This is a genomic window from Streptomyces sp. NPDC093586, from assembly GCF_044764905.1.
Taxonomy (GTDB): domain Bacteria; phylum Actinomycetota; class Actinomycetes; order Streptomycetales; family Streptomycetaceae; genus Streptomyces.
Genome location: NZ_JBIWJA010000010.1, coordinates 92,669 through 115,735, shown reverse-complemented (window position 1 = coordinate 115,735; position 23,067 = coordinate 92,669). Strand labels below are relative to the sequence as shown.

Below are 23,067 nucleotides of genomic sequence, written 5' to 3'. Positions count from 1 at the left end.
CCTGGGGAGAAACCCGAGGTCAGCGCGGTGTTAGAAGAGCCCCCTGTCGGATTCGAACCGACGACCTTCGCTTTACAAGAGCGGCGCTCTGACCAGCTGAGCTAAGGAGGCGTCGCGCGGCGGTGCGCGCGGAGGCTGCTCCACTGTACACAGAGTCGGTGAACGGTGAGGTGCGAAAATTTCGCCGAAGTTCACAGGCCCACAGGTACTGACAGATCAGGTGAACGCCGGGTACCGTCCTGATCCAGTTCACTCGTGTGGACCACATCACCACCTTCCTACAACGGATCGTCCGGCACGTTCCTGCCGGTAGAAGGGGGCCCATCACCATGGCCACAGTCCAGTTCGACAAGGCGACCCGCGTTTACCCGGGTTCCGACAAGCCCGCCGTCGACGGTCTCGACATCGACATCGCGGACGGCGAGTTCCTCGTCCTGGTCGGCCCGTCCGGTTGCGGCAAGTCCACCTCGCTCCGCATGCTCGCGGGGCTCGAGGACGTCAACGGCGGCGCCATCCGCATCGGCGACCGCGACGTCACCCACCTGCCGCCGAAGGACCGGGACATCGCCATGGTGTTCCAGAACTACGCGCTGTACCCGCACATGACGGTCGCCGACAACATGGGCTTCGCCCTCAAGATCGCCGGCGTCAACAAGGCGGAGATCCGGCAGAAGGTCGAGGAGGCCGCGAAGATCCTCGACCTGACCGAGTACCTGGACCGCAAGCCGAAGGCGCTCTCCGGTGGTCAGCGCCAGCGTGTCGCGATGGGCCGCGCGATCGTGCGTGAGCCGCAGGTGTTCCTCATGGACGAGCCGCTGTCCAACCTGGACGCCAAGCTCCGTGTCTCCACCCGCACCCAGATCGCCTCGCTCCAGCGCCGCCTGGGCATCACCACCGTCTACGTCACCCACGACCAGGTCGAGGCCATGACGATGGGCGACCGGGTGGCCGTGCTGAAGGACGGTCTGCTCCAGCAGGTCGACTCGCCCCGCAACATGTACGACAAGCCCGCGAACCTCTTCGTCGCCGGCTTCATCGGCTCCCCGGCCATGAACCTGGTCGAGGTGCCGATCACCGACGGCGGTGTGAAGTTCGGCAACAGCGTCGTCCCGGTCGGCCGGGACGCCCTGAAGGCCGCGTCCGACAAGGGCGACCGCACGGTCACCGTCGGCGTCCGCCCCGAGCACTTCGACGTGGTGGAGCTGAACGGCGGCGCCGCGGCGTCCCTGTCCAAGGACTCCGCCGACGCCCCGGCCGGTCTCGCGGTCTCGGTCAACGTCGTCGAGGAGACCGGCGCCGACGGCTACATCTACGGCACGGTCGAGGTCGGCGGCGAGACGAAGGACCTGGTGGTCCGCGTCAGCAGCCGCGCGGTGCCGGAGAAGGGCGCGACCGTGCACGTCGTGCCGCGGCCGGGCGAGCTCCACGTGTTCTCGTCCTCCTCGGGCGCGCGTCTCTCCGACTGACGCCCGGTGCGTGCCGGGGACGGGCGTCCCCGGCACGGGTGAATTCCCCCCGCATCGACGGGAAGGGCCCCGCAGCCTGCTGCGGGGCCCTTCCCGTTGTCGACAAATACCCCGGCACACCGGACGTTTCGAGCGGTGTGCGTCAACCCGTTACCCATTTTCCGGGCCTTCCCTATCCCCCGAACCGGTGACTAAATGTCGCCAAATCATCACCTGGCGCTACCCTCACTCGCGTGAAGCACTCCGTGAAGCACTCCGCCACCCAGCAGACGCGTAGCGGCCGGGGCCCCGCCCGCCGGATCGGCCGCTCCCTCGCCTTCGTCCTGCCCGTCGTCCTGGTGCTCTCCGGGACCCTCGCGGTCACCCGGGTCAACTGGTCGGGGGACCCCTCGAACTCGGTGCTCACCGCGTCGGACGCCTCCGCCGCCGGGGCCTCCACGCGCGCCGGGGCACGCGCCCCGCACGAGGTGCTGCGCGACCGGCTGCTGACCGAGCTCCAGGAGGAGGACCCGGGCGTCGCCCTCACCGACCTCCAGCGGGCCGTCGACGACCGCCCGTCACTGGCCAGGCACTGCGCGTCCATCGCCCGCTCCCTAGGCCGCGCGGCGGTCAAGGTCTACGGCCCGACGCGCGCCCAGTCGTACGCCCGCCCCGTCTGCGACACCTCCTTCGCCTCGGGCGTGCTGGCCGCGCACCGCTGAGCCCCCTGCGGCCGAGCACCCCCGCGGGGCCGGCGGGGCGCCACGTACAGTTCGGGTCATGACCGATCCGAACGCCGCGTCCCGCCGCCCCGTTCAAGCCGTCGTCCTGGCCGGCGGGCAGGGATCCCGCCTGCGTCCGTACACCGACGACCGGCCCAAGCCGATGGTCGAGATCCCGGGCACCGGAACCCCGATCATCGGCCATCAGCTCGCCTGGCTCGCCGAGGAGGGCGTGACCGACGTGGTGGTCTCCTGCGGCCACCTCGCCGAAGTGCTCCAGAAGTGGCTGGAGAACGCCGACCTGCCGCTGTCCGTCACCACCGTGGTGGAGCCCGAGCCCCTCGGCCGCGGCGGCGGCCTGAAGTACGCCGCCGCGCACCTCCCCCACCCGGACCGGCCCTGGTACGCCACGAACGGCGACATCTGGACGCGTTTCTCACTGCGCGACATGGCCGACTTCCACGCCGAGCGGGACGCCGTCGCGACCCTCGCCCTGGCCCGCCCGCGGCTGCCCTGGGGCGCCGTGCAGACGGACGGCTTCGGGCACATCACGGACTTCATCGAGGCGCCCCCGTCGACCTTCGAGATCAACGCGGGCGTCTACGTCTTCTCGCCCGCCTTCGCCGAGCTGCTCCCGGAGCGCGGCGACCACGAGCGGACGACGTTCCCGCGGCTGGCCCGCGAGCACCGGCTGGCCGGTTTCCCGATCCCGCAGGGCTCCTACTGGCGGGCGATCGACACCGCGAAGGACCTGACGGAGGCGGCCCGCGAACTGGCGGCCCTGGCCGGCCGCTGAACGTCCCGACGGGCCACGGAGGCGGCCCGGGAGCCGGACACGCTGAGCCGCTGATCCCCTACGTCGACGGGTCCCGCACGTCGTCCGTGCGGGACCCGTCGTCGTACGCGCCCTGTGCCGGTGTCCCGGTGCGGCACCGGGTCAGGACGGCCTAGCCCAGGAGGCCGCCCACCAGGCGGCTGCCCGGCTGCCCCGTGGAAGAGGAGGAGCCGCCGTCGCCGTCCCCGCTGCCGGTGGAACCGGTGGAGCCGTCGTCGCTGCCCCCGGTGGCGGTACCGCCGGAGGTCGGACCGGCGCTGGTGCTCGGGACCTGGCCGACCGGGGAGGTCCGCCGCGGCGGGGCCTGGCCCGTGGTGCCCTGGGTCTGGCTGGGGGCGCCGCCGGGAGTGCTGCCGCTGTCGCCGGTCGCTCCGGGGGTGGTCTCGTCGCCCTCGGCGGGAGTGGTCGCGCCGGACGTGGCGGTGCCCTCGGCGGGCGCGGAGGAGGAGGCCTCCGGCGTCCTCCGCTTCCGCTCACCGGGCTCCTGGGGGAGCGGGGAGCCGGGGAGTTCGTTGCGCGGGCCCTCGCCGGGTCCGGGGACGACCACGCGGTCGGCGTCCCGTACGGCGCCGCCGAGCAGCGAGCCGACGAGGAGGGTGACGCCGGTGACGAGGAAGGTGACGAGAGCGCCGCGGCGCAGCACGTAGCGGCGCAGGTCCCAGATGTCGGCGCGGGGGCCGAGGCGGCGCCAGGCACCGGCGGTGAGGCGGCCGTCGACGGAGTAGACGGGGGCGCCGGCGATGATCAGCGGGGACCAGGCGGCGAGGTAGATGATGTCGGGCGCGTCATAAGCCGGCGTGCTCTTCCAGCTGACGGTGACCAGCAGCGCGGCGGACAGGAACGCGCCGATGGCGGCGGCGACGCGCTGCCAGCAGCCCAGGACGGTCAGGACGCCCACGATGACCTGGAGGAAGGCGATGACCAGGCCGGAGCCGACGGGGTGCGCGAGGGCGAACTGGCGCAGCGGTTCGGCGACGTCCCAGGGGTGCAGGGTGTGGAGCCACTTGACCATGGAGCCGCGTTCGCCGCCGTCGAAGTAGACGGGGTCGCAGAGCTTGCCCATGCCGGCGTAGACGGAGATGAAGCCGAGGAAGACGCGCAGCGGCAGCAGCACGACGCCGAGATTGATGCGGCGTCCGGGATAGTAGGCGTGCCGTGCCGGGTCGTCGGCGTGGCGTCGGACGCGTGGTCCCGTGCCGGTGCCGGTGTCGTGGTCGGCGGGGTCCGGGCCGAAGTCGTCGGTCGCGTAGGCGGGTTCGTCGTAGGCGCTGCCGACGGTGCGCATCGCGGGCAGCAGCCGGGAGCCCTCGCGGCCGGTGCCGCGCCGGCCGCCGACGAGGGGGGTCTCGAGGGGCTGGGTGTCGGGGCCGTCGCCGAAGTCGTCGTACGGGTCGTAGCCGGGGCGGCCGCCCTCGCCGACGCGGGGGATGACCTGGGTGGCGCCGGCATCGGCGGAGGTGTCGGCGAGCGGGTCCTCGGCGTGCCGGCCCGCTCCGGCCCGCACCGCCTGGAGCAGCCGGTGGGCGCCGGTGTCGTCCGGGTCGGACCGGCCGCTCCAGACGACGGGACGGCGCCGGGCGGGCGCGGGGACCGTGGTGCCGGCGGCCGGCATACCGGCGGTGTCCTGGGTGGCGCTCAAGTGCCGCGCGATCCGCAGGGACCGGGTCCGCCGCGCGGAGGCACCGAGCTGCACCCGGAAACTCGCGTGGTTGACGATGACCTGGGCCGGATCGCTCGGCACCTTCACCATGCTCAGCGCGGGAGCGTCGTCGTACCCCGACGAGCTGTCCCCCGTGGGCGTGCGGGGTGTTCTGGTGTCCACGCTCATCTAACCGAGTGACGTGTCGTTAGGACACTGCCTTGACCCGCCGGATCTGTCCGGACCGCGTCAAGCTCGCCCGGACCGTCCGGAACACCCCGTTCGGGGGACCGAACCGAACACTCGGTCCCCCGTGGGCGGTCGCCTCGTGGAGCGCGGCCCCGTGCGCCCGACCGCCGTCAGGCGCGCCTGCGCGCCGCCTCGTACAGCACGATCCCCGCCGCGACACCGGCGTTGAGCGACTCCGCGCCGCCGGGCATCGGGATCCGCACCCGGAAGTCGCAGGTCTCGCCGACCAGGCGCGACAGGCCCTTGCCCTCGCTGCCGACCACGATGACCACGGGCCCGTCCAGGGCCTCCAGGTCACCGAGCTCGGCCTCGCCGTCGGCGGCGAGGCCCACGACGACGAGTCCGGCCTTCTGGTACGACTCCAGCGCGCGCGTGAGGTTGGTGGCACGGGCCACCGGCGTCCGGGCGGCGGTACCGGCGGACGTCTTCCAGGCGCCCGCCGTCATGCCGGCCGCGCGCCGCTCGGGCACGACGACGCCGTGGCCGCCGAAGGCGGAGACGGAGCGGACGACCGCACCGAGGTTGCGCGGGTCGGTCACGCCGTCGAGGGCGACGATCAGCGGGTCCGCGCCCTCGTCGTGGGCGGCGGCGACCAGGTCCTCGGGGTGGGCGTACTCGTACGGCGGGACCTGGAGGACGAGCCCCTGGTGGTTGAGCCCGTTGGTCATCCGGTCGAGCTCCGGGCGCGGCGCCTCCATGAGGTTGATGCCGCCGCGCTCGGCCGCGAGCTGGAGCGCCTCGCGCACCCGCTCGTCGTTGTCGATGAACTGCTGGACGTAGAGTGTCGTGGCGGGCACGCCCTCACGCAGCGCCTCGTAGACGGGGTTGCGGCCGACGACGAGTTCGGACGTCGACCGGCCGCCCCCGCGTCGCTGCTGCGGGCGCCCCGTGGCGCGGCGGGCCTTCGCGTTGGCGGCGCGCTGCTTGGCGTGCCCCTTGCGCATCTCGGCGGGAGGCGTCGGCCCCTTGCCTTCCAGGCCCCGGCGTCGCTTGCCGCCGCTGCCGACCTGCGCGCCCTTCTTGCCGGACATGCGGCGGTTGTTCGCGGCCATGAGTTACCTGTCTCCGCTCTCTGCGTCTTCACGAGGGTGTGCGTGGTGCTTGCGTCTTATGCAGTGTGCCGCCCGGGAGGCCGGGCGGCACAGTCGATCTCCCGGACCGAGGGGTTCAGCGGGAGCCGAGGCTCCAACGGGGCCCCTGCGGGCTGTCCTCGATGACCAGCCCCGACTCCTTCAGCCGGTCGCGGATGGCGTCCGCGGTGGACCAGTCCTTCCGCGCCCGGGCGGCTTCCCGCTGGTCGAGGACGAGGCGTACGAGGCTGTCGACGACGTCGTGCAGGTCCTCGCCCTTCTCGGCCTCGCCGGCCCAGTGCGGCGCCTGCGGGTCGAGACCGAGCACCCCGAGCATCGCACGGACCTCGGCGAGACGGGCGACGGCGGCCTCCTTGTCGTCGGCGGCCAGCGCGCTGTTGCCCTGCCGGACGGTGGTGTGCACGACGGCGAGGGCCTGCGGGACGCCCAGGTCGTCGTCCATCGCCTCGGCGAAGGCGAGGGGCACCTCGGCGGCGGGCTCGACCGTCCCGCCGGCCAGTTCGGTGACGCGCTGCACGAAGCCCTCGATCCGCGCGTACGCCGACTCGGCCTCGCGCAGGGACTCCTCGCTGTACTCGATGGTGGAGCGGTAGTGCGGCGTGCCCAGGTAGTACCGGAGCACGACCGGACGCCACTGCCTGACCATCTCGCTCACGAGCACGCTGTTGCCGAGCGACTTCGACATCTTCTCGCCGCTCATGGTGACCCAGGCGTTGTGCACCCAGTACCGGGCGAAGGCGTCGCCGAATCCCTCGGCCTGCGCGATCTCGTTCTCGTGGTGCGGGAAGATCAGGTCGATCCCGCCGCCGTGGATGTCGAACTCGGTGCCCAGGTACTTGTGCGCCATGGCGGAGCACTCCAGGTGCCAGCCCGGCCGCCCGCGTCCCCACGGCGTCTCCCAGCTCGGCTCCCCGGGCTTGGCCGCCTTCCACATGGCGAAGTCCCGCGGGTCCCGCTTGCCGGTCTCGCCCTCGCCCTCGGGCTGGCGCAGGTCGTCCAGGTCCTGGTTGGACAGGGACAGGTACCCGGGCAGGGACCGTACGTCGAAGTAGACGTTGCCCTCGGACTCGTAGGCGTGGCCGCGCTCGATGAGGCCGCGCATCATCTCGACCATCTCGGTGACGTGGCCGGTGGCGCGCGGCTCGTACGTCGGCGGCAGGCAGCCGAGGGCGTCGTAGGCGTCGTTGAACGCCCGCTCGTTCTCGTACCCGATGGACCACCAGGGGCGGTTCTGCTCCGCCGCCTTCCTGATGATCTTGTCGTCGATGTCGGTGACGTTGCGGATGAACGTGACGTCGTAGCCGCGGTACGCGAACCAGCGGCGCATGATGTCGAAGTTCAGTCCGGAGCGGATGTGCCCGATGTGCGGGGCGGCCTGCACGGTGGCACCACACAGGTAGATCGAGACACACCCGGGCGTGAGGGGGGCGAAGTCACGGATCTGCCGGGCGCTGGTGTCGTACAGGCGAATAGTCACGAGTCCAGGGTAGTGGCCCCCGGGCAGTGCCACGGGCGCACCTGGCCGACCGAGCCCGAAGACGACGGCCACCGCTTGACCGGACGAGTCGGCAGACGGCGCCCGACATCCAGCCGACCGAGTCGGCCGGTGGGTGGGCACGGGCCGGGGGGCCAGGGGACGGAGCCCTCTGGCGAGGCGCGGGACGGAGCCCGCACCTCCCGGGCACGGGCGGCGCCCGTCACCTCACCCGGACGGACACCGCCCCGCGCTCCCCGGGGCGTCGGCCGTCACCCCGCCCGGACCACCAGCGCCGTGGCCACCGCCATCAGCCCTTCGCCCCGCCCGGGGAACCCGAGCCCGTCCGTCGTGGCCCCGGACACCGACACCGGCGCCCCCACCGCCTCGGACAGCACCTTCTCCGCCTCCGCCCGCCGCTTGCCGACCTTCGGCCGCTCCCCCACCACCTGCACCGCGACGTTCCCGATCCGGAAACCGGCCGCCCGCACGATCCGCGCGGCCTCCGTCAGCAGCGTCACCCCCGACGCCCCGGACCACTGGGGCCGCCCGGTGCCGAAGTGCTGCCCCAGGTCGCCGAGGGCCGCCGCGGAGAACAGCGCGTTGCACGCCGCGTGCGCGACGACGTCCGCGTCGGAGTGCCCGGCCAGCCCGGCCCCCTCGCCCTCCCACTTCAGCCCGGCGCACCACAGTTCGCGCCCGTCCTCGAAGGCGTGGATGTCGGTACCGATCCCGACCTGCGGCAACACCATCGGAACGTCCGTCTCAGAACCCATCGTTCAGCCTCCTGCGCGCCAGCACCGCCTCCGCGAGCACCAGGTCGAGGGGCCGCGTCACCTTGAACGCCTCCTCGTGCCCCGGCACGGCCACCACCGTCAGCCCCAGCCGCTCGACCATGCTCGCGTCGTCGGTGACGTCACCGGTCACCGTCTCGTGGGCTCGCACCAGCGTGGCCCGGTCGAAGCCCTGGGGTGTCTGCACCGCCCGCAGCCTCGCCCGGTCCGGCGTCGCCACCACGGGCTCCGGCCCGCCCGGCACCGCGGCGGGCTCGACCTGCTTGACGGTGTCGGCGAGCGGCAGCGCCGGCACCACGGCGGGCGCGCCCTCCCGCACGGCCTCGATCACGGCGTCCACCGTGTCCACCGGCACCAGCGGCCGGGCCGCGTCGTGCACGAGGACGGTGTCGTACTCCGGTGGCAGCGCGTCCAGGCCGAGCCGTACGGACTCCTGCCGCGACTCGCCGCCGGGGACGACCAGGAAGTCCGTCCGCTCCGGCAGGGCGTGCAGGTCGAGGAGGCTCTTGACCTCGGCGGCGCCGTCGGGCGGGGCCACGACGACGACCAGGGAGACCGCGCGGGAGGCGGCCATCGCGCGCACCGCGTGGATGAGCATGGGCGTGCCGCCCAGCGCACGGAGGGCCTTCGGGGCGCCCGGGCCGAGGCGTACACCGCGGCCGGCGGCCGGGATCACGGCCGCGGTCCGGGCGGTCGTACGCGCCTCGGCGGGCGGCTGCGCGGGCGAGGGGCGCGATTCGTCAGACATCGGTTCCTGTCAGGTTTGTGTGCTCGACCTAGTTGGGTATGGCCTCACCGTGCCGGGCGCGACGCCTTGACCGGACCCTTCCGTGACCCTGGTCGAGCCCGCGGCCCGGGCCCGGCACGCCGGAGCCGGGGGAAGCCTCCCGGGATGAGCGTACGAAGGCGTAGGGCGTCGGGGTACGAAGATGCCGCAGCGCCCGGCGACAGCGAAGTTGTCATCGGGCACCGCGGCATGGATGCGCTGAACCGAGGGGCCTGAGCCGAGCGGTCGGCGGACCGTGTCTCGCGTCAGATCCCGTGCGGGTCTCGCCTCAGGAGGCGAGCACCTCGTCGAGCAGGGCCTCCGCCTTGTCCTCGTTGGTGTTCTCCGCGAGGGCCAGCTCGCTCACCAGGATCTGGCGGGCCTTGGCGAGCATGCGCTTCTCACCTGCGGAGAGTCCGCGCTCGCGCTCACGGCGCCACAGATCGCGTACGACTTCCGCGACCTTGATGACGTCGCCGGAGGCGAGCTTCTCCAGGTTTGCCTTGTAACGACGCGACCAGTTCGTGGGCTCCTCGGCGTACGGCGCGCGCAGCACCTCGAAGACCCGGTCCAGCCCGTCCTGACCGACCACATCACGCACGCCGACGAACTCCGCATTGTCCGCTGGCACACGTACCGTCAGGTCACCCTGGGCGACCTTCAGCACCAAGTAGGTCTTGTCCACGCCTTTGATCTGGCGAGTTTCGATAGCCTCGATCAGCGCGGCCCCGTGATGGGGATAGACCACGGTGTCGCCAACCTTGAACGTCATGTGACAGGTACCCCTTCCGTGGCTATCCAGGGTAACACGGATACGGCGTCTTCTGAATGGCGTTTTCGCAGGTCAGGGCATATCTCGGGGCTTGACAACAGCAACAGGAACGTGCTTCGCGGGACGAGCGGAAGAAAGTATTCGCAGGTCGGAGCGGCTCTTCAGGCCGGGCGAAACATGCACGTCACACACGCCCGGAGGAGCCCTCGAGTGCCCGAAAGGCCCCATATGTCCGGTTCCATGCGTGCGACTTTCGCTACTCCGTTCGACGTCCGGCGCGGGCTTCCGGCCGAATCCGGAATTGATCACGGGTGCCCCCGGCCGGCCCCGCCGGTGATCAATTCCGCGTCCGTCCGCGCATTCCTTCACGCAAAATTCGCGCGCGGCGGGGCACCGGTATGACGGCACTTCTTATCCGAATGGCGGATGGGCGCATGTTGACTCTGTGCACCAATGCGACTGCTGGTGCCCCTGCGCTCGATGCCCGTCCTGACGCGGTCCGACGGCCCCGGCCCTACCGCCTGCCGGGCTAAGCCGATCCCCCTCCGAGGAGGGTCGGGTGCGACGCCCCGGGAACGGCTCGGTAACCTAAGGCCGCTGACAGTCACTTAGGGCGGCTTTATCCGTTGCCGCCACCTCGTTCGAGTCCAAGGAGTTGCCGCCGCCGTGAGCAGCAGCCTTCGACGCGGTGCCCTCGCCGCCGCCGCCATCGCGTTCTCGATCGCCTCGCTCGCCGCGTGCGGTGCCGGTCACAACGCCCAGACCCTGCAGGTCAAGCCGGACAACGCGGCGGCCTCGGTCGGTGACATCAAGGTCCAGAACGCGCTCGTCATCACGCAGCCCGACCTGAAGTCGACCGGCCCGGCCGTGGTCTCCGCCACCCTGTTCAACGGCGGCTCGACCGACCAGACGCTGGAATCCGTCACCGTGGCCGGCAAGTCCGCCGAGCTGAAGCCCGCCAAGGGCGGCAAGGGCCTGACCGTCCCGGCCGGCGGTTCCCTGATCCTGGGCGGCAAGGACAACGCCTCCGCGATGCTGCCCAGCGGCCGCGAGGCCGTCCAGGACGGCAACGCGCAGAAGGTCACCTTCACCTTCAGCAAGACCGGTGACGTGAACCTGCGCGCCTTCGTCGTCCCGGCCGAGAGCTACTTCTCCTCGTGGGGTCCGACCGACGTCCCGGCGACGCCGAGCGCGTCGGCGAAGCCGTCCACGGGGGCCTCCGGGGAGCCGGCCGCCGGCGAGTCCTCGGGCGCCCCGGCCGACGGCGCGTCGGCCACCGCGACCGGCGGTGCCTCGGCCGACGCGGCCGGCTCCGACACGCAGGAGGAGACGGCCGGCCACTGAGCCCCGTACACCGCAGCACGAAGGGCGGGACCCCCTGAGGGGGTCCCGCCCTTCGTCGTACGTACGGGGCCGGGGCCGGTCCGGCTACGGCTCGAACTTGTAGCCGAGCCCGCGCACCGTCACCAGGTACCGCGGCGCGCCCGGGTCGGGCTCGATCTTGGCGCGCAGCCGCTTGACGTGGACGTCGAGGGTCTTGGTGTCGCCGACGTAGTCGGCGCCCCACACCCGGTCGATCAGCTGCATGCGGGTCAGTACGCGGCCGGCGTTGCGCAGCAGCATCTCCAGCAGGTCGAACTCCTTCAGCGGCAGGTCGACCTTGGTGCCGCCGACGGTCACCACGTGCCGGTCGACGTCCATGCGGACGGGCCCGGCCTCCAGCGCGGCGGGGGCGACCTCCTCGGGCTCGCCGCGGCGGCGCAGGACGGCGCGGATGCGGGCGACCAGCTCGCGGGAGGAGAAGGGCTTGGTGACGTAGTCGTCGGCCCCTATCTCCAGCCCGACGACCTTGTCGATCTCGCTGTCCTTGGCGGTCACCATGATCACGGGGACGTTCGAGCGGCCGCGCAGCTGACGGCACACCTCGGTGCCCGGCAACCCGGGCAGCATCAGGTCGAGGAGGACGAGGTCGGCGCCGTTGCGCTCGAACTCGTCGAGTCCGTCGGGCCCGGTGGTCGCGACGGCGACCTCGAAGCCCTCCTTGCGGAGCATGTAGGACAGGGCGTCGGAGAAGGACTCCTCGTCCTCGACGACGAGCACACGGGTCACGGAAGGACCTCCGGGGAGGGAAACGTTTCGTACGGGGATGGAGAAGGGGCGGCGGGGCCGACGGGGGCGGACCGTCCGTCGCCGGCGATCTCGCCGTGCTCCACGTGTCCCAGGTCCATCTGCTCCACCTGGTCCATGTGGTCGGCGTGGTCGGTGTCGTGGGTGTCGTGGGTGTCGTGGGTGGTCCGTCGTGCTGCGCGGTCGCGGGCGGTGCCCGACTCCGGCAGTCGCAGGGTGAACGTGGAGCCCTGGCCCTCGGCACTCCACACCGTGACCTCCCCGCCGTGCGAGGCGACCACGTGTTTGACGATCGCGAGACCCAGTCCGGTTCCCCCGGTGGCCCGGGAGCGGGCCGGGTCGACGCGGTAGAAGCGCTCGAAGACGCGCTCCTTGTCCTTCTCGGAGATGCCGATGCCCTGGTCGGTCACGGCGATCTCGATCAGGTCGCCGCCGGGAGCGCTGACGCGCCGGGCCGCTATGCCGACGCGGGTGCGGGCGGGCGAGTAGTTGACGGCGTTCTCGACGAGGTTGCCGAGAGCGGCGGCGAGCTGGCCGCGGTTGCCGCGGACGTACAGGTCCCCGGTGCCGCCGGCGGCCATCGTGATCTGTTTCGTACCCGCCGCCTGCCGACAGCGGTCGATGGCCTCGGCGACCAGTTCGTCCACCCGGACGGGCTCGGCGTCGTCCAGCGGATCGTCGTTCTGGACCCGGGACAGGTCGATGAGCTCCTGCACGAGGTTGGTGAGCCGGGTCGCCTCGATCTGCATGCGCCCGGCGAAGCGTTCCACGGCCTCGGGGTCGTCGGAGGCGTCCATGACGGCCTCGGAGAGCAGGGAGAGCGCGCCGACCGGGGTCTTCAGCTCGTGGCTCACGTTGGCGACGAAGTCGCGCCGTACCGCCTCGATGCGGCGGGCCTCGGTGAGGTCCTCGACCAGCAGCAGCACCAGCCGCGATCCGAGGGGCGCGACGCGCGCGGAGACGGCGAGCGCCTCACCGCGCCCGGTGCCCCGCCTCGGCAGGTCGAGCTCGACCTGCCGTATCTCCCCGTCCCGCCGCGTGTCCCGGGCCATCTGCAGCATCGGCTCGACGGCGAGCTCGCCGCCCCGGACCAGGCCGAGGGCGTACGCCGCCGAACTGGCCTTGACGACACCGTCCGCCTCGTCCAGGACGACGGCGGAGGAGCGCAGCACCGACAGGACGGTGTCCACGCCGGGCGGGAGCACCGGGTCGGTGTGCAGGGAGGTACGGGTCGGGCGCTTCTGGTCGCGCTCGCTCCAGCGGAACGCCAGCATGGCGATGACACCGGTGAGCACTCCGGCGATCGCTGCCGATGCGGCGAGCGCCGCGTTCACGTCCATGCCCCCAGGTTAGGCATGGCCGACGGCCCCGCATCAGCCATCGGGGTGCGACCTCGAACACTCGTCGCCCAGAGTTCACCTTGGAGCCAGGGACGGTTCACCCGGGGTGCCGGAAACGGACGCGTACAGGCCGGAACGTGTAGGCGTGGGGGTGCGGCACGGGGCCCGAGCCCCCTCCAAGGACGTACGAGAGGGAACCTGATGCGGGACGCGTACCACGAGGAACTGGACTCGATCGGCGACAGCCTGGTGGAGATGGCCCGGCTGGTCGGGTCGGCGATCGGGCGCGCCACGACCGCCATCCTCGACTCCGACCTGAAGCTCGCCGAGCACGTGATCGAGGGCGACCAGAAGGTCGACGAGCTCCAGCACGACCTGGAGGCGAAGGCGATAGACCTGCTGGCCCGGCAGCAGCCGGTGGCGACGGACCTGCGCATCGTCGTCACCTCGCTGCGGATGTCGGCCGACCTGGAGCGCTCGGGCGACCTGGCCCAGCACGTGGCCAAGCTGGCCCGCCTGCGCTACCCGGCGCAGGCGGTCCCGCACGACCTGCACGCCACGATCCTGGAGATGGGCCAGCTCGCGCAGCGCCTGATGGCGAAGGCGGCCGAGGTGATCATCACCAAGGACGTGGACCTGGCGCTCCAGCTGGAGCAGGACGACGACGAGATGGACCTCCTGCACCGCACGCTCTTCCAGCACCTGCTGGACGACAAGTGGAAGCACGGCATCGAGACGGCCGTGGACGTGACCCTGCTCGGCCGCTACTACGAGCGCTACGCCGACCACGCGGTCGCGGTCGCCAAGCGGGTGGTCTACCTGGTCACGGGCGAGCACGCGGACGAACTCCAGGCGGACGTCCAGCCGGTGACGGGGGTGGAGAGGAGCTGACGGGGCTCACGGGGCCCACGGGGACGGGGTGCCGGGCGGCGGGCCACCGCGCCGCGGACGTCGGGGCGGTCCGGCACCGGGGCGCATTCGGCGGCCGTCCCGGGGGCGCGCGGGAGCGCCTCAGTGCGCCGTTGATGCGACCGGGGTTCCGGGCTTCCAATGGGCTCAGGCACCAGCCTCGAGGAGGAACCCATGGCCGATTCCCCCAGTACGACACCCGACCCCGCGCAGGAACGCCGGACCGAGCAGCCCACCGACCTCCGCAGCCTGCCCCTGATCGCCGCCTGCGGCTGCGGTTCGGGCTGCGGCTGCGGCTGCCAGTCGGGCAACCCGTGCCAGTGCGGCTGACGGGACGATGACGCGGTGACGCGTACGGCGGCCGGGCTCGCCCCGGCCGCCGTACGGGCGCACCCTGGAGGGGAGACCCGAAAGGGGGTGCGACGGCCATGGCTCACTTCATGGACGTGCACCACGGGATGCACGGAATCACGGCGGACCAGCTCCACCAGGCGCACCGGATGGACCTGGATCTGGAGAAGGAGGAGGGCGTCCACTTCGAGCACGCGTGGGCGGACCCGGACTCCGGCACGGTCTACTGCCTCTCCGAGGGCCCGTCGGCCGAGGCGGTCCAGCGCGTCCACGAACGCGCGGGACACAAGGCGGACGAGGTCCACGAGATCCCGCTGTCGGTATAGCGGCTCCTCCTCTCTCCGTAGGCCGTCGCGACGACCTGAGTACGCGTGCTCAGGTCACGGAGGCGTTCCCCGTCCGATCCTGGCAGCAGGACCGACGACCCACGGGGAGATTCCGATGAACGCCAGCACGCACACCGGCCCGTTCCGCACGCTGACCCGCCTGACCTTCGCCAACCCCGCCTCGGCGGTCTACCTGGCCCTGGTGGGCACGGCCGTCGCCGTCGCCGCGGCGCAGCCGCTGTTCGCGCCGGACCCGGACGCCTCGCTCATCTGGGTCTGGCCGGCCCTGTTCACCTTCCCGGCCTTCGGCTTCGTGGCGTGGCTCGGCAAGGCGGTCCAGGGCGGGGACGCGTCGATGTGGTTCTTCGTCGGCGGGATCGTTCTCTCTGCGCTGGTCCAGTCCCTGGCCCTGGGCGCGACGCTGGAGGCCCTGCGAGGCCGCCGCCGGCGCCACCTGCCGACGGCGGGGTGAGGCCGCCGGGCGAGCGTGCCGCGGCCTCCGGCACGCGGTGGCCGTGTCCCGCGCCCCGCACGATCTGCTCACGTACGGCCGTTGATCGCTAATTTGGCCCCATGGCCGGTCAGATCATCACCCTCGTCGGCGTCCTGCTGGGCGCGATCACGTCGTTCTTCGCCACGACCCTGGCCGAACGGGCCAGGTTCCGGCAGGCGTTGGCCACGCGGTGGGACGAGCGGAAACTCGACTCGTACGTGGAGTACGTCTCCTGCGTGAAGGAAACCGCACGAGCCGCGCAATCAGCCCTTGAGGCCCGTGAGCGGGGCGACGACCCCTCCGAGGCGCTCGCGGAGATGGAGACGGCGGAGCACCGGCGCTCCATCCTCTACGAAGGACTCGTCCTGCTCGCGGAAGACGCCGCCTCCCGGGCGGCGTGGAAGGTCAACGAGCGCCTCTGGGACCTGTTGGTCCACGCCCGGGACCCGGCCGGTGCCCCCGCCGCCCGCCGGGGCGAACGGGGTTCCGCGCTCATCGGCGCGCTGAACGACCTCCACAAGGCGGCACGGGCGGACCTGGCGATAGGAGGGCCCCGGCCCGGGGCCCTCTGAACGCCGGTCCGCTCACGGGCCGTCGTGCCCCGTGTCCGACGGCGTCCCCGAGGGGAGGCCGTCGTCGTGCGGCAGAAGGTAGCGCGACAGGTCCGGCGTGCTCACCGGCGTGGGAGTGGATTCCTCGGGAGACGCGAACGGCCCCGCGTGCAAGTGCATGAGCAGCATCATGGCCCCGGCCAGGAGGAGGGAGACGACGATCAGGGCGAAGCCGACGGGGTTCCGGGGGTTGTACGTGTAGCGGCTCGTGCCCCACCTGCTCCGCTTGAACACCGGTTCGTCGTCGTCGAAGTACACGCACAGGACGCTACGGAGACCGGCGTCCCGCCCGGAAGGCGCGACCTCGGCAACGGTTCACCTCCGACCTTGCCGGGCCCTGCCCGCCTGTGCCGCGAGTCCGGAACGTGCCGCGGGAGAGTCGGAGTTCCCCCGCGGCACGGGGCGGGTCAGATACCGAACGGGGCGGCGTAGCGGACGGTACCGCCGGGGAGCGGGCGGCCGGCGTCGAGGCCGAGTGCCATCAGGGCCTCGTCCGGGACGTCGATGGTCACGCCGATGCCGTGTTCCGAGGCGCGGGAGAACCCGAACCGGGGGTAGTACGACGGGTGTCCGAGGACGACCACGTGGTGTTCGCCCAGCGACCTCGCCGCGGCCAGGGCCGCACGGACGGCCGCGGTGCCCGCGCCGGTCCGCTGCCGTTCCGGGAGGACGGCGCACGGCCCCAGGCACAGGGCCGGTACGGCGCCGATGTGGCAGCGGGTCAGGAGGGCGTAGCCCACCGGTCGGCCGGCCTCGTCCGCCGCGACGAGGGAGAGACCCTCGATCCAGGCGTCCGGGTCGGCGCGCAGCGCGTCGACGAGGTCGGCCTCCAGAGCGGTGGGGAAGGCGGCGAGGAGGATGTCGCGGACGGCGGGGACGTCGGAGCCGGTCTCGGCTCGCGTGATCCAGGTGTTGCCCATGGCGATGGGAGGTCCGTTTCAGGAGAGGTTCGTGTGGTTCCCCTGTGAGCTCACGCTCTCAGCGGGGACATGCCTGAGGGTCAGGCCACGGCCCGGGACGCGAGGGAGACCCGGGCGCTGCGCACGGTGGCACTGAGCGCGGTCATCGACCCCACCTCCTCGACTCCTGATCACACACGGGACACAGCGAATGTACAACGCTATGAGCGCCCACCACCATGGACGGCACCGGTCTCACGGCGTTCCGCTGAACGCGACGAGCGCATCCGGGCTCTTGCCGAGAACCCCGGGCGCCCCGGTCACGCCTTCCGCTGGAAGCGGACACGCACCTCGTGCCCGACGGCCTCCGCGCCGACCTCCTCCGGCGCATGCGCCACACGCTATGCCATTTTCCATGGCATAGTCGACGTGTGAGTGATGACGACCTCGACTTCCTGCCCGGCGACGGCCCCACCAGCGGTATCTCCGTCACCCTGACCGCCGGGACTCTGCAGGCGATCCGTGAGCGGGTCGGCAAGCGGGGTGTCTCGGCCTACCTGGAGAAGGCGGCCCAGCGGCAGATCGAGCGGGACAACCTGGAAGAGCTGATCGCGGACTTCGACAAGGAGCACGGCCCGGCCGACCCCGAGGCCGTGGCGGCCAAACGCGCCCGGCTGACCGGTGGCGCTTCACATGCCGAGGCAGCCGCGTGAGCGGAGCCCTGGCCCTGGACAGCGAGGGCCTGGCGAAGGCCGTCCATCGTGATCGGGAAATCCACGAGTGGCTGACGGCGGCCCGCGACGCGGACCTGCCCGTCATCACCTCGGCCGCCGTGCTGGTCGAGGTGATCCACCCGAAGATCGACGACGCCGCACTGAAGTGGACCCTCTCCCGTCTGAGAGTCGAGCCGGTGACCCAGGCCGTCGCGCAGTCCGCTGCCGCACTGCTGGGCACGGCGGGGCTGCACGGTCACAAGTACGCCATCGACGCCATGCTGTGCGCGACCGCCCTGCAGCATCCCGGCCGGGTGACGATCCTGACTTCCGACGTGGAAGACATCGGGCTGCTCACCGCCGAGCACCCACGCGTGAGCGCGGAGAAGGTCTGAGCCGAGGCGTCCTGGAGAGAAGACGCTCGCTGTGAGCGGTGCGGCCCGGTCGGCGTTCGGATGCATCCCAGGAACCTGCGCACGCGCCTCAGAGGTGCTGCTTCGCCGAGCCGACGAGTCGGCTGATGCTGTCACGGGTCCGCGCTCTCAGCTCGTCGAGCTCAGCCCTGCTGTCCACCTTGGACAGCTGCGTGATGTCCGTGAGGACGCCTTCCGCGGCCTGACTCAGCCTCCCGTCGTCCGTGAGCATCTGCACCCGGAAGAGGGCTTCTTGGGCGCCGGAGCGCAGGTCGTAGGCCCGGATGCGCACCGTGTCGGGCTCCTCCGGTGGTGGCTGCTCGTGCTCGCAGAACCAGAGATGGACCAGGCAGCGACGGTAGTTGACCAGTGCGCCGGCGTAGGCGGAGTAGGCGTCGAGCCGCTCCTGCCGGAGCTTCTCGCGGCGGGTGAGCTGATGGCTTCTGTCGGTGGTGCGCTGCTGGAACGCCAGAGTGATCCCCGACCCGAGCAGGGTACCGAGAACGGCTATGGCGCTGGCGATGATGGACTCCACGGTTCAAGCTGATCACGCTTCGCCGTCGTGGGTGGTCTGTCGGCCCGACTCGGCTGCCAAGTCGGCTTCGTCCTCGGCGTCGTTGACACCGAGGACGCGCCTTCCGGTCCGTAGCGGTACGCGGGCCGACCGCAGACGGCCGTACCGGCCGGGCCGCACTCCAGGGGCAAGGGAAAGCCCCCTCCCGGCGGGGAACCGCTGCCCAGGGTCAGGCGTCGAAGGCGTACTCCAGGATGTACGAAGCGGCGTCCAGCGTCATCTCGTTGAACTCGACGGGGCGGCCTTCGTCCGTGAACGCGGTCCGGCAGATGAGGAAGACCGGAGTGCCCGCGGACATGTTCAACTGCTGCGCCTCGTCCTTCGACGGCATACGCGAGTGAATCTCCTCGCGGAAGTGCACCGGCTTGTGGCCGAGTTCGGCGAGCCTGGCGTACGTTCCGCCCTCTCCGGTGTCCTCCTCGGTGATCGCGGAACCGGCCACCAGGGTCATGGGCAGATAACTCGTCGACAGCTGAACGGGCTTGGCGTCCAGGACGAAGCGCCTGCGCCTCACGCACACCGTCTCCTCGCCGGCCAAGTTCAGGACCGTGCTGACGTGGTCGGGCGCAGCCTCCTCGGACACGCTGACCTGGTCCACCTCGAGCGTGCGGTTCTCGATGTCCGCCGCCCAGATGGAACGGCCGCTGCCCCACTGCTGTTGGGCCAGTCGCTGGATGCCCCGACGCCGAAGCGGGCGGAACGCCCGGACGAACACCCCTGCGCCCTTGCGGGCTTCGGCTACACCTTCGTCCCGGAGGACGCTCAGGGCCTGGCGGGCCGTCATGCGGGCCACGCCGTACGTGGCCATGAGGTCGTTCTCTCCCGGAAGCCGATCACCAGGACCGTACTCGCCCGACTCGATCGCCTCGCGCAGGGCGTCCGCGATCCGCTGGTACTTGGGCCGACGGTCGTCTTCGGTGTTCGCCATCCTGTGGATCTCCTCCCTCTCCTCTCTAGACACCTTAGGCCACAGGTCGGGCATTCGCTCGCTGGGCGTAGCGGCGATGCCTGGTCAGCAGCGGCTCCACCGCGCGGCATTCTTGACCTCTCTAGAGATGTAGTCCACAGTGTGTGATGTCTAGAGAGGTTGCGGTGGCGGCCTCCACGGTGAGGTGTGAGGGGGTGCTGTATGGCGTCGTTCAGAGTCGATCCTTCGGCTGCCGGCGCGTCCGTGGTGACAGCGTCGATGCCGAAGTTCGTCAGCCCGGACAGGAGCGCGTTCCACGGCCGGGAGCGGTGTTGCCGCTACTGCCACGACAGCGGCAGGGAGTGAGTGCAGGTGGCCTACACGATCGACCGCCACCCCTGTGAGGAATCACCGCGCCTCGGCGCGATGACCTTGCACCCCGTCCCGGAGTCCGTGCCGCGGGCCCGACGCTGGTTCCGGAAGTTCATCGAGCCGTACGACCCGGCCTGCTCGGTCGACGACTGCGTCCTGCTGATCTCGGAGCTGGTGACCAACGCCGTCGTCCACGGCACGTCGGACGAACCCTGGGTCGTCCGACTGGAGTGGTTCCGCGAGGGGACCTCTCTCCGAGTCGAGGTGCACAATGCCGGGCCTCCGGCGAACGTCCGGATGAAGTGCCCCGACGCCGACGACGTGCACGGGCGCGGGCTGCCCCTGGTCGAGTCCCTCGCCGACTCCTGGCACTCCGGTCCCAGTCGCTTCGGCGGAACGATGGTCTCCTTCGAGATGGCCGACGCCTGGCCCTCCTGAGCGCGGCCTCATCACGCAGGAGGCGGCCCGGAGGGCAGCCCGAGCCCACTCAAAAGCCTCTGCCCTGCGAGAAAGTCGCAGGGCAGAGGGCTTTGAAAAGCGGGGCCTACTTCTTCTTGCCCTGGTTCTTCACGGCCTCGATGGCCGCCGCCGCCGCGTCCGGGTCGAGGTACGTGCCGCCCGGGTTGAGGGGCTTGAAGTCGGCGTCCAGCTCGTAGGAGAGCGGGATGCCCGTCGGGATGTTCAGGCCCGCGATGTCCGCGTCCGAGATGCCGTCGAGGTGCTTGACCAGGGCGCGGAGCGAGTTGCCGTGCGCCGCGACCAGGACCGTGCGGCCGGTGAGGAGGTCGGGGACGATGCTGTCGAACCAGTACGGCAGCATGCGGACGACGACGTCCTTGAGGCACTCCGTCTGCGGGCGCAGCTCCGGCGGGAGCACCGCGTAGCGCGGGTCGGAGAACTGGGAGTACTCGGCGTCGCGGTCCAGCGGCGGCGGCGGGGTGTCGTAGGAGCGGCGCCACAGCATGAACTGCTCCTCGCCGAACTCCGCGAGGGTCTGGGCCTTGTCCTTGCCCTGGAGGGCGCCGTAGTGGCGCTCGTTGAGGCGCCAGTGGCGGTGGACGGGGATCCAGTGGCGGTCCGCGGCCTCCAGGGCGAGCTGGGCCGTGCGGATCGCGCGCTTCTGGACGGACGTGTGGACCACGTCGGGCAGCAGGCCGGCGTCCTTGAGCAGCTCGCCGCCGCGCGTCGCCTCCTTCTCGCCCTTCGGGGTGAGGTTGACGTCCACCCAGCCGGTGAACAGGTTCTTCTCGTTCCACTCGCTCTCGCCGTGGCGGAGGAGGATCAGCTTGTACGGTGCGTCGGCCATGGTTCCGAGCGTAATCGAACCCGCTGACCGGCCGCGCGCCGCGCCCGGTGGCCGGACGGTTGACGGGAAGTGTTAATTGACTGGCCTGCGACAACCGCTCGCTCGTAAGTTGTGTTCATCACTTGAGCCGCTTACATGCCATCGGGGGTCCCCATGTCCGTCGCCGGGCTGAGACGTGCCGCGCGCGAGTCCGTCTCCGGGCTTCCCCGCGAGTTCTGGTGGCTGTGGACCAGCACCCTGGTCAACCGGCTCGGTGCCTTCGTCGCCACCTTCATGGCGCTGTACCTGACCCTCGACCGCGGCTACTCCGCCTCGTACGCCGGTCTGGTAGCCGCCCTGCACGGGCTCGGCGGGGTCGTGTCCTCGCTGGTGGCCGGGGTGATGACGGACCGGCTCGGGCGGCGGCCCACGCTGCTCGTCGCGCAGGTCTCCACCGCGGTGTCCGTCGCACTGCTCGGGTTCATGCGGGACCCGGTCGCCATCGCGGCCGTCGCCTTCCTGGTCGGCATGGCGAGCAACGCCTCGCGGCCGGCCGTGCAGGCGATGATGGCGGACATCGTGCGGCCCGAGGACCGCATCCGGGCCTTCTCGCTGAACTACTGGGCCATCAACCTCGGCTTCGCGATCTCCTCCATGGCCGCCGGGTTCATCGCCGAGTTCAGCTACCTCGCCGGCTTCCTGATCGAGGCGGGCATGACCCTGGTCTGCGCGGTCCTCGTCTTCGTGAAGCTGCCCGAGTCGCGGCCCGGGAAGACGTCGCCGGACGCCGCCTCGGCGGGCGAGCCCCCGGTCTCCCTGATGACCGTCCTGCGCGACGGGCGCTACATGAGCGTGGTCGGGCTGTCCTTCCTCGTCGCCCTCATCTTCCAGCAGGGCTATCTGGGCCTGCCGGTCGCCATGGGCGAGGCCGGGTTCACGCCCGCGGACTTCGGCCTGGCCATCGCCGTCAACGGCGTGCTGATCGTCGTCCTGCAGATCCCCGTCACCCGGTTCATCGAGCACCGGGACCCCCGGCGGCTGCTCGTCGCCTCGTCGCTGCTCGCCGGGTACGGCTTCGGGCTCACCGCCTTCGCCGGGTCGGTCGGGGTGTTCGCGCTCACCGTGTGCGTGTGGACGCTGGCCGAGATCGTCAACGCGCCGACGCAGACGGGGCTGGTCGTGCGCCTCTCCCCCGTGCACGGGCGCGGGCGCTACCAGGGCATGTACTCCCTGTCCTGGGCCGTCGCCTCGCTCGTCGCCCCGCTGCTGTCGGGCTTCGTCATCGACCACTGGGGCGCCGAGTGGCTGTGGGGCATGTGCGCGGTCGTCGGCACGGTGGCCGCCGCCGGGTACGGGGCGCTGATGCGGCGACTGCCCGAGGAGGAGGAAGAGGAGACGGCGACGGCGCCCGCCGGGGGGCCTGTGGCCGCGAAGACCGAGGTCGGCGCGGCCTGACGCCCCCGGCGTCCCGTCCGGCGTCGGTCACGGATGCATCCGCGCCCCCTTCAGCACCTTGTCCACCGCGTTCTTCGGCCCGTACACCGCCAGTCCGACCAGGTCCAGCTCCGCGGTCGGCACGGCCCGGACCGCCGCCCGGTTGTCGCGGTCGTTGCCGGTGGTGAAGAGGTCGGAGGTGAACAGCGCGCGGGGCAGGGCGCGGGACAGCACGCGCGCGTGGGCGTTGGTCAGCGTCTCCTTCGTGCCCTCGAAGACCAGCACCGGCTGCCGGAACATCGGCAGGTAGGCGACGTCGTCGGCGTCCTCGTAGGGCTCGCCGATCACCTCGGGGAACTGGGTGCCCAGGCCGCTGACCAGGAAGGCGGTGACGTTGAGGCGCTGCCAGGTCTCCAGGTCCTCGCGCAGCAGGACGGCGATCTTGGTGTCGAAGCGGACGGGGGTCTGTGCGTCGTCGTGCGTGCTCATACGGTGAGACTGCCGGTCGGCGCACGGCGCGGTCTTG

At 71.5% G+C, this 23,067-nt stretch carries 27 protein-coding genes and 1 tRNA gene; 13 read left to right on the top strand and 15 right to left on the bottom strand.

Features of this window, described 5'->3' with window-relative positions; translation table 11 throughout:
• Positions 1-37 precede the first annotated feature (37 nt).
• A tRNA-Thr gene (locus tag ACIRFH_RS13725) sits at positions 38-111 on the bottom strand.
• Between the two features lie 218 nt (positions 112-329).
• Here ACIRFH_RS13725 and msiK point away from each other — a divergent pair.
• The 3 genes from msiK to ACIRFH_RS13710 all read left to right on the top strand — a co-directional run bounded on the left by msiK (position 330) and on the right by ACIRFH_RS13710 (position 2,963).
• Positions 330-1,466: a diacetylchitobiose ABC transporter ATP-binding protein MsiK gene (gene msiK / locus ACIRFH_RS13720; protein ID WP_403520028.1), complete on the top strand. Its 1,137-nt coding sequence runs from the start codon at positions 330-332 to the stop codon at positions 1,464-1,466.
• Between the two features lie 245 nt (positions 1,467-1,711).
• The gene (locus ACIRFH_RS13715; RefSeq protein ID WP_403520168.1) at positions 1,712-2,167 is read left to right on the top strand and encodes a hypothetical protein; all 456 of its coding nucleotides are present in this window, start codon (positions 1,712-1,714) and stop codon (positions 2,165-2,167) included.
• 58 nt (positions 2,168-2,225) lie between these two features.
• Positions 2,226-2,963: an NDP-sugar synthase gene (locus ACIRFH_RS13710; protein WP_403520026.1), complete on the top strand. Its 738-nt coding sequence runs from the start codon at positions 2,226-2,228 to the stop codon at positions 2,961-2,963.
• 151 nt (positions 2,964-3,114) lie between these two features.
• Here ACIRFH_RS13710 and ACIRFH_RS13705 read toward each other — a convergent pair whose 3' ends face one another.
• From ACIRFH_RS13705 to ACIRFH_RS13680, 6 genes are all read right to left on the bottom strand, one after another.
• A complete protein-coding gene (locus ACIRFH_RS13705; RefSeq protein ID WP_403520024.1) occupies positions 3,115-4,830 on the bottom strand; it encodes a DoxX family membrane protein in 1,716 nt (571 codons plus the stop codon).
• Positions 4,831-5,000: 170 nt separating this feature from the next.
• Positions 5,001-5,942, bottom strand: coding sequence for a 23S rRNA (guanosine(2251)-2'-O)-methyltransferase RlmB (gene rlmB, locus ACIRFH_RS13700; protein ID WP_403520022.1), 942 nt, complete (start codon positions 5,940-5,942; stop codon positions 5,001-5,003).
• Positions 5,943-6,057: 115 nt separating this feature from the next.
• Entirely contained in the window at positions 6,058-7,458 is a 1,401-nt protein-coding gene (gene cysS, locus ACIRFH_RS13695; protein WP_403520020.1) for a cysteine--tRNA ligase, read from the bottom strand.
• Between the two features lie 269 nt (positions 7,459-7,727).
• Positions 7,728-8,231 carry a 2-C-methyl-D-erythritol 2,4-cyclodiphosphate synthase gene (gene ispF, locus ACIRFH_RS13690; protein WP_403520018.1) on the bottom strand — a complete coding sequence of 168 codons (504 nt, stop codon included), beginning with the start codon at positions 8,229-8,231 and terminating at the stop codon, positions 7,728-7,730.
• Positions 8,221-8,997 carry a 2-C-methyl-D-erythritol 4-phosphate cytidylyltransferase gene (gene ispD, locus ACIRFH_RS13685; RefSeq protein ID WP_403520016.1) on the bottom strand — a complete coding sequence of 259 codons (777 nt, stop codon included), beginning with the start codon at positions 8,995-8,997 and terminating at the stop codon, positions 8,221-8,223. The genes ispF and ispD overlap by 11 nt, the downstream gene beginning before the upstream one ends.
• A 307-nt stretch (positions 8,998-9,304) precedes the next feature.
• Complete coding sequence (locus ACIRFH_RS13680; RefSeq protein WP_003953493.1) at positions 9,305-9,787, bottom strand: CarD family transcriptional regulator; 483 nt, start codon at positions 9,785-9,787, stop codon at positions 9,305-9,307.
• Positions 9,788-10,453: 666 nt separating this feature from the next.
• On the opposite strand from ACIRFH_RS13680, the gene ACIRFH_RS13675 reads away from it, so the two are divergent.
• Positions 10,454-11,131 carry a DUF461 domain-containing protein gene (locus ACIRFH_RS13675; RefSeq protein ID WP_403520014.1) on the top strand — a complete coding sequence of 226 codons (678 nt, stop codon included), beginning with the start codon at positions 10,454-10,456 and terminating at the stop codon, positions 11,129-11,131.
• Between the two features lie 84 nt (positions 11,132-11,215).
• Here the strand turns inward: ACIRFH_RS13675 and ACIRFH_RS13670 are convergent, their stop codons facing one another.
• Positions 11,216-11,896, bottom strand: coding sequence for a response regulator transcription factor (locus ACIRFH_RS13670; protein ID WP_030829297.1), 681 nt, complete (start codon positions 11,894-11,896; stop codon positions 11,216-11,218).
• Positions 11,893-13,254: a sensor histidine kinase gene (locus ACIRFH_RS13665; protein WP_403520012.1), complete on the bottom strand. Its 1,362-nt coding sequence runs from the start codon at positions 13,252-13,254 to the stop codon at positions 11,893-11,895. Before ACIRFH_RS13665 ends, ACIRFH_RS13670 begins: the two co-directional genes overlap by 4 nt.
• A 201-nt stretch (positions 13,255-13,455) precedes the next feature.
• On the opposite strand from ACIRFH_RS13665, the gene phoU reads away from it, so the two are divergent.
• The 5 genes from phoU (at position 13,456) to ACIRFH_RS13640 (ending at position 15,905) form a co-directional block, all read left to right on the top strand.
• Positions 13,456-14,145 carry a phosphate signaling complex protein PhoU gene (phoU, locus tag ACIRFH_RS13660; RefSeq protein ID WP_403520010.1) on the top strand — a complete coding sequence of 230 codons (690 nt, stop codon included), beginning with the start codon at positions 13,456-13,458 and terminating at the stop codon, positions 14,143-14,145.
• Between the two features lie 192 nt (positions 14,146-14,337).
• Positions 14,338-14,493, top strand: a complete 156-nt coding sequence (locus ACIRFH_RS13655; protein ID WP_225635208.1) for a hypothetical protein — start codon at positions 14,338-14,340, stop codon at positions 14,491-14,493.
• 98 nt (positions 14,494-14,591) lie between these two features.
• Positions 14,592-14,840: an SCO4226 family nickel-binding protein gene (locus ACIRFH_RS13650; RefSeq protein WP_403520008.1), complete on the top strand. Its 249-nt coding sequence runs from the start codon at positions 14,592-14,594 to the stop codon at positions 14,838-14,840.
• A 115-nt stretch (positions 14,841-14,955) separates the two neighbouring features.
• Positions 14,956-15,312 (top strand): SCO4225 family membrane protein, encoded by a 357-nt coding sequence (locus ACIRFH_RS13645; RefSeq protein ID WP_403520006.1) that lies wholly within the window; start codon positions 14,956-14,958, stop codon positions 15,310-15,312.
• Between the two features lie 101 nt (positions 15,313-15,413).
• Positions 15,414-15,905: a hypothetical protein gene (locus tag ACIRFH_RS13640; protein WP_403520004.1), complete on the top strand. Its 492-nt coding sequence runs from the start codon at positions 15,414-15,416 to the stop codon at positions 15,903-15,905.
• A 12-nt stretch (positions 15,906-15,917) separates the two neighbouring features.
• On the opposite strand, the gene ACIRFH_RS13635 is transcribed toward ACIRFH_RS13640, so the two are convergent.
• Positions 15,918-16,202, bottom strand: a complete 285-nt coding sequence (locus ACIRFH_RS13635) for a hypothetical protein (protein ID WP_403520002.1) — start codon at positions 16,200-16,202, stop codon at positions 15,918-15,920.
• A 149-nt stretch (positions 16,203-16,351) separates the two neighbouring features.
• Positions 16,352-16,864: a GNAT family N-acetyltransferase gene (locus ACIRFH_RS13630; protein ID WP_403520000.1), complete on the bottom strand. Its 513-nt coding sequence runs from the start codon at positions 16,862-16,864 to the stop codon at positions 16,352-16,354.
• A 410-nt stretch (positions 16,865-17,274) separates the two neighbouring features.
• Here ACIRFH_RS13630 and ACIRFH_RS13625 point away from each other — a divergent pair, with 410 nt between their 5' ends.
• Together ACIRFH_RS13625 and ACIRFH_RS13620 are read left to right on the top strand one after the other, a co-directional pair.
• Positions 17,275-17,556, top strand: coding sequence for a hypothetical protein (locus ACIRFH_RS13625; protein WP_403519999.1), 282 nt, complete (start codon positions 17,275-17,277; stop codon positions 17,554-17,556).
• The gene (locus ACIRFH_RS13620) at positions 17,553-17,951 is read left to right on the top strand and encodes a type II toxin-antitoxin system VapC family toxin (protein ID WP_403519997.1); all 399 of its coding nucleotides are present in this window, start codon (positions 17,553-17,555) and stop codon (positions 17,949-17,951) included. The genes ACIRFH_RS13625 and ACIRFH_RS13620 overlap by 4 nt, the downstream gene beginning before the upstream one ends.
• An 88-nt stretch (positions 17,952-18,039) precedes the next feature.
• Here ACIRFH_RS13620 and ACIRFH_RS13615 read toward each other — a convergent pair whose 3' ends face one another.
• Together ACIRFH_RS13615 and ACIRFH_RS13610 are read right to left on the bottom strand one after the other, a co-directional pair.
• Complete coding sequence (locus tag ACIRFH_RS13615) at positions 18,040-18,504, bottom strand: hypothetical protein (RefSeq protein ID WP_403519995.1); 465 nt, start codon at positions 18,502-18,504, stop codon at positions 18,040-18,042.
• 208 nt (positions 18,505-18,712) lie between these two features.
• The gene (locus ACIRFH_RS13610) at positions 18,713-19,471 is read right to left on the bottom strand and encodes a GntR family transcriptional regulator (RefSeq protein ID WP_403519993.1); all 759 of its coding nucleotides are present in this window, start codon (positions 19,469-19,471) and stop codon (positions 18,713-18,715) included.
• A gap of 351 nt (positions 19,472-19,822) precedes the next feature.
• Here ACIRFH_RS13610 and ACIRFH_RS13605 point away from each other — a divergent pair, with 351 nt between their 5' ends.
• Complete coding sequence (locus tag ACIRFH_RS13605; RefSeq protein ID WP_403519992.1) at positions 19,823-20,260, top strand: ATP-binding protein; 438 nt, start codon at positions 19,823-19,825, stop codon at positions 20,258-20,260.
• A gap of 106 nt (positions 20,261-20,366) precedes the next feature.
• On the opposite strand, the gene ACIRFH_RS13600 is transcribed toward ACIRFH_RS13605, so the two are convergent.
• Positions 20,367-21,128 (bottom strand): phosphoglyceromutase, encoded by a 762-nt coding sequence (locus ACIRFH_RS13600; RefSeq protein WP_403519990.1) that lies wholly within the window; start codon positions 21,126-21,128, stop codon positions 20,367-20,369.
• 153 nt (positions 21,129-21,281) lie between these two features.
• Here ACIRFH_RS13600 and ACIRFH_RS13595 point away from each other — a divergent pair, with 153 nt between their 5' ends.
• Positions 21,282-22,562, top strand: coding sequence for an MDR family MFS transporter (locus tag ACIRFH_RS13595; RefSeq protein ID WP_403519988.1), 1,281 nt, complete (start codon positions 21,282-21,284; stop codon positions 22,560-22,562).
• A gap of 27 nt (positions 22,563-22,589) precedes the next feature.
• Here ACIRFH_RS13595 and ACIRFH_RS13590 read toward each other — a convergent pair whose 3' ends face one another.
• Positions 22,590-23,030, bottom strand: coding sequence for a DUF2000 family protein (locus tag ACIRFH_RS13590; RefSeq protein WP_403519986.1), 441 nt, complete (start codon positions 23,028-23,030; stop codon positions 22,590-22,592).
• Positions 23,031-23,067: the final 37 nt, after the last annotated feature.

Excerpts from the sequence above, each read along its gene's own strand:
- phoU (WP_403520010.1), top strand. The coding sequence starts at position 13,456 with ATGCGGGACGCGTACCACGAGGAACTGGACTCGATCGGCGACAGCCTG.
- ACIRFH_RS13680 (WP_003953493.1), bottom strand. The coding sequence starts at position 9,787 with ATGACGTTCAAGGTTGGCGACACCGTGGTCTATCCCCATCACGGGGCC.
- ACIRFH_RS13655 (WP_225635208.1), top strand. The coding sequence starts at position 14,338 with ATGGCCGATTCCCCCAGTACGACACCCGACCCCGCGCAGGAACGCCGG.
- ACIRFH_RS13650 (WP_403520008.1), top strand. The coding sequence starts at position 14,592 with ATGGCTCACTTCATGGACGTGCACCACGGGATGCACGGAATCACGGCG.
- ACIRFH_RS13710 (WP_403520026.1), top strand. The coding sequence starts at position 2,226 with ATGACCGATCCGAACGCCGCGTCCCGCCGCCCCGTTCAAGCCGTCGTC.
- rlmB (WP_403520022.1), bottom strand. The coding sequence starts at position 5,942 with ATGGCCGCGAACAACCGCCGCATGTCCGGCAAGAAGGGCGCGCAGGTC.
- ACIRFH_RS13665 (WP_403520012.1), bottom strand. The coding sequence starts at position 13,254 with ATGGACGTGAACGCGGCGCTCGCCGCATCGGCAGCGATCGCCGGAGTG.
- ACIRFH_RS13705 (WP_403520024.1), bottom strand. The coding sequence starts at position 4,830 with ATGAGCGTGGACACCAGAACACCCCGCACGCCCACGGGGGACAGCTCG.
- ACIRFH_RS13590 (WP_403519986.1), bottom strand. The coding sequence starts at position 23,030 with ATGAGCACGCACGACGACGCACAGACCCCCGTCCGCTTCGACACCAAG.
- ACIRFH_RS13610 (WP_403519993.1), bottom strand. The coding sequence starts at position 19,471 with ATGGCGAACACCGAAGACGACCGTCGGCCCAAGTACCAGCGGATCGCG.
- ACIRFH_RS13630 (WP_403520000.1), bottom strand. The coding sequence starts at position 16,864 with ATGGGCAACACCTGGATCACGCGAGCCGAGACCGGCTCCGACGTCCCC.
- ACIRFH_RS13595 (WP_403519988.1), top strand. The coding sequence starts at position 21,282 with ATGTCCGTCGCCGGGCTGAGACGTGCCGCGCGCGAGTCCGTCTCCGGG.
- msiK (WP_403520028.1), top strand. The coding sequence starts at position 330 with ATGGCCACAGTCCAGTTCGACAAGGCGACCCGCGTTTACCCGGGTTCC.
- ACIRFH_RS13645 (WP_403520006.1), top strand. The coding sequence starts at position 14,956 with ATGAACGCCAGCACGCACACCGGCCCGTTCCGCACGCTGACCCGCCTG.
- ACIRFH_RS13600 (WP_403519990.1), bottom strand. The coding sequence starts at position 21,128 with ATGGCCGACGCACCGTACAAGCTGATCCTCCTCCGCCACGGCGAGAGC.
- ispD (WP_403520016.1), bottom strand. The coding sequence starts at position 8,997 with ATGTCTGACGAATCGCGCCCCTCGCCCGCGCAGCCGCCCGCCGAGGCG.
- ACIRFH_RS13640 (WP_403520004.1), top strand. The coding sequence starts at position 15,414 with ATGGCCGGTCAGATCATCACCCTCGTCGGCGTCCTGCTGGGCGCGATC.
- ispF (WP_403520018.1), bottom strand. The coding sequence starts at position 8,231 with ATGGGTTCTGAGACGGACGTTCCGATGGTGTTGCCGCAGGTCGGGATC.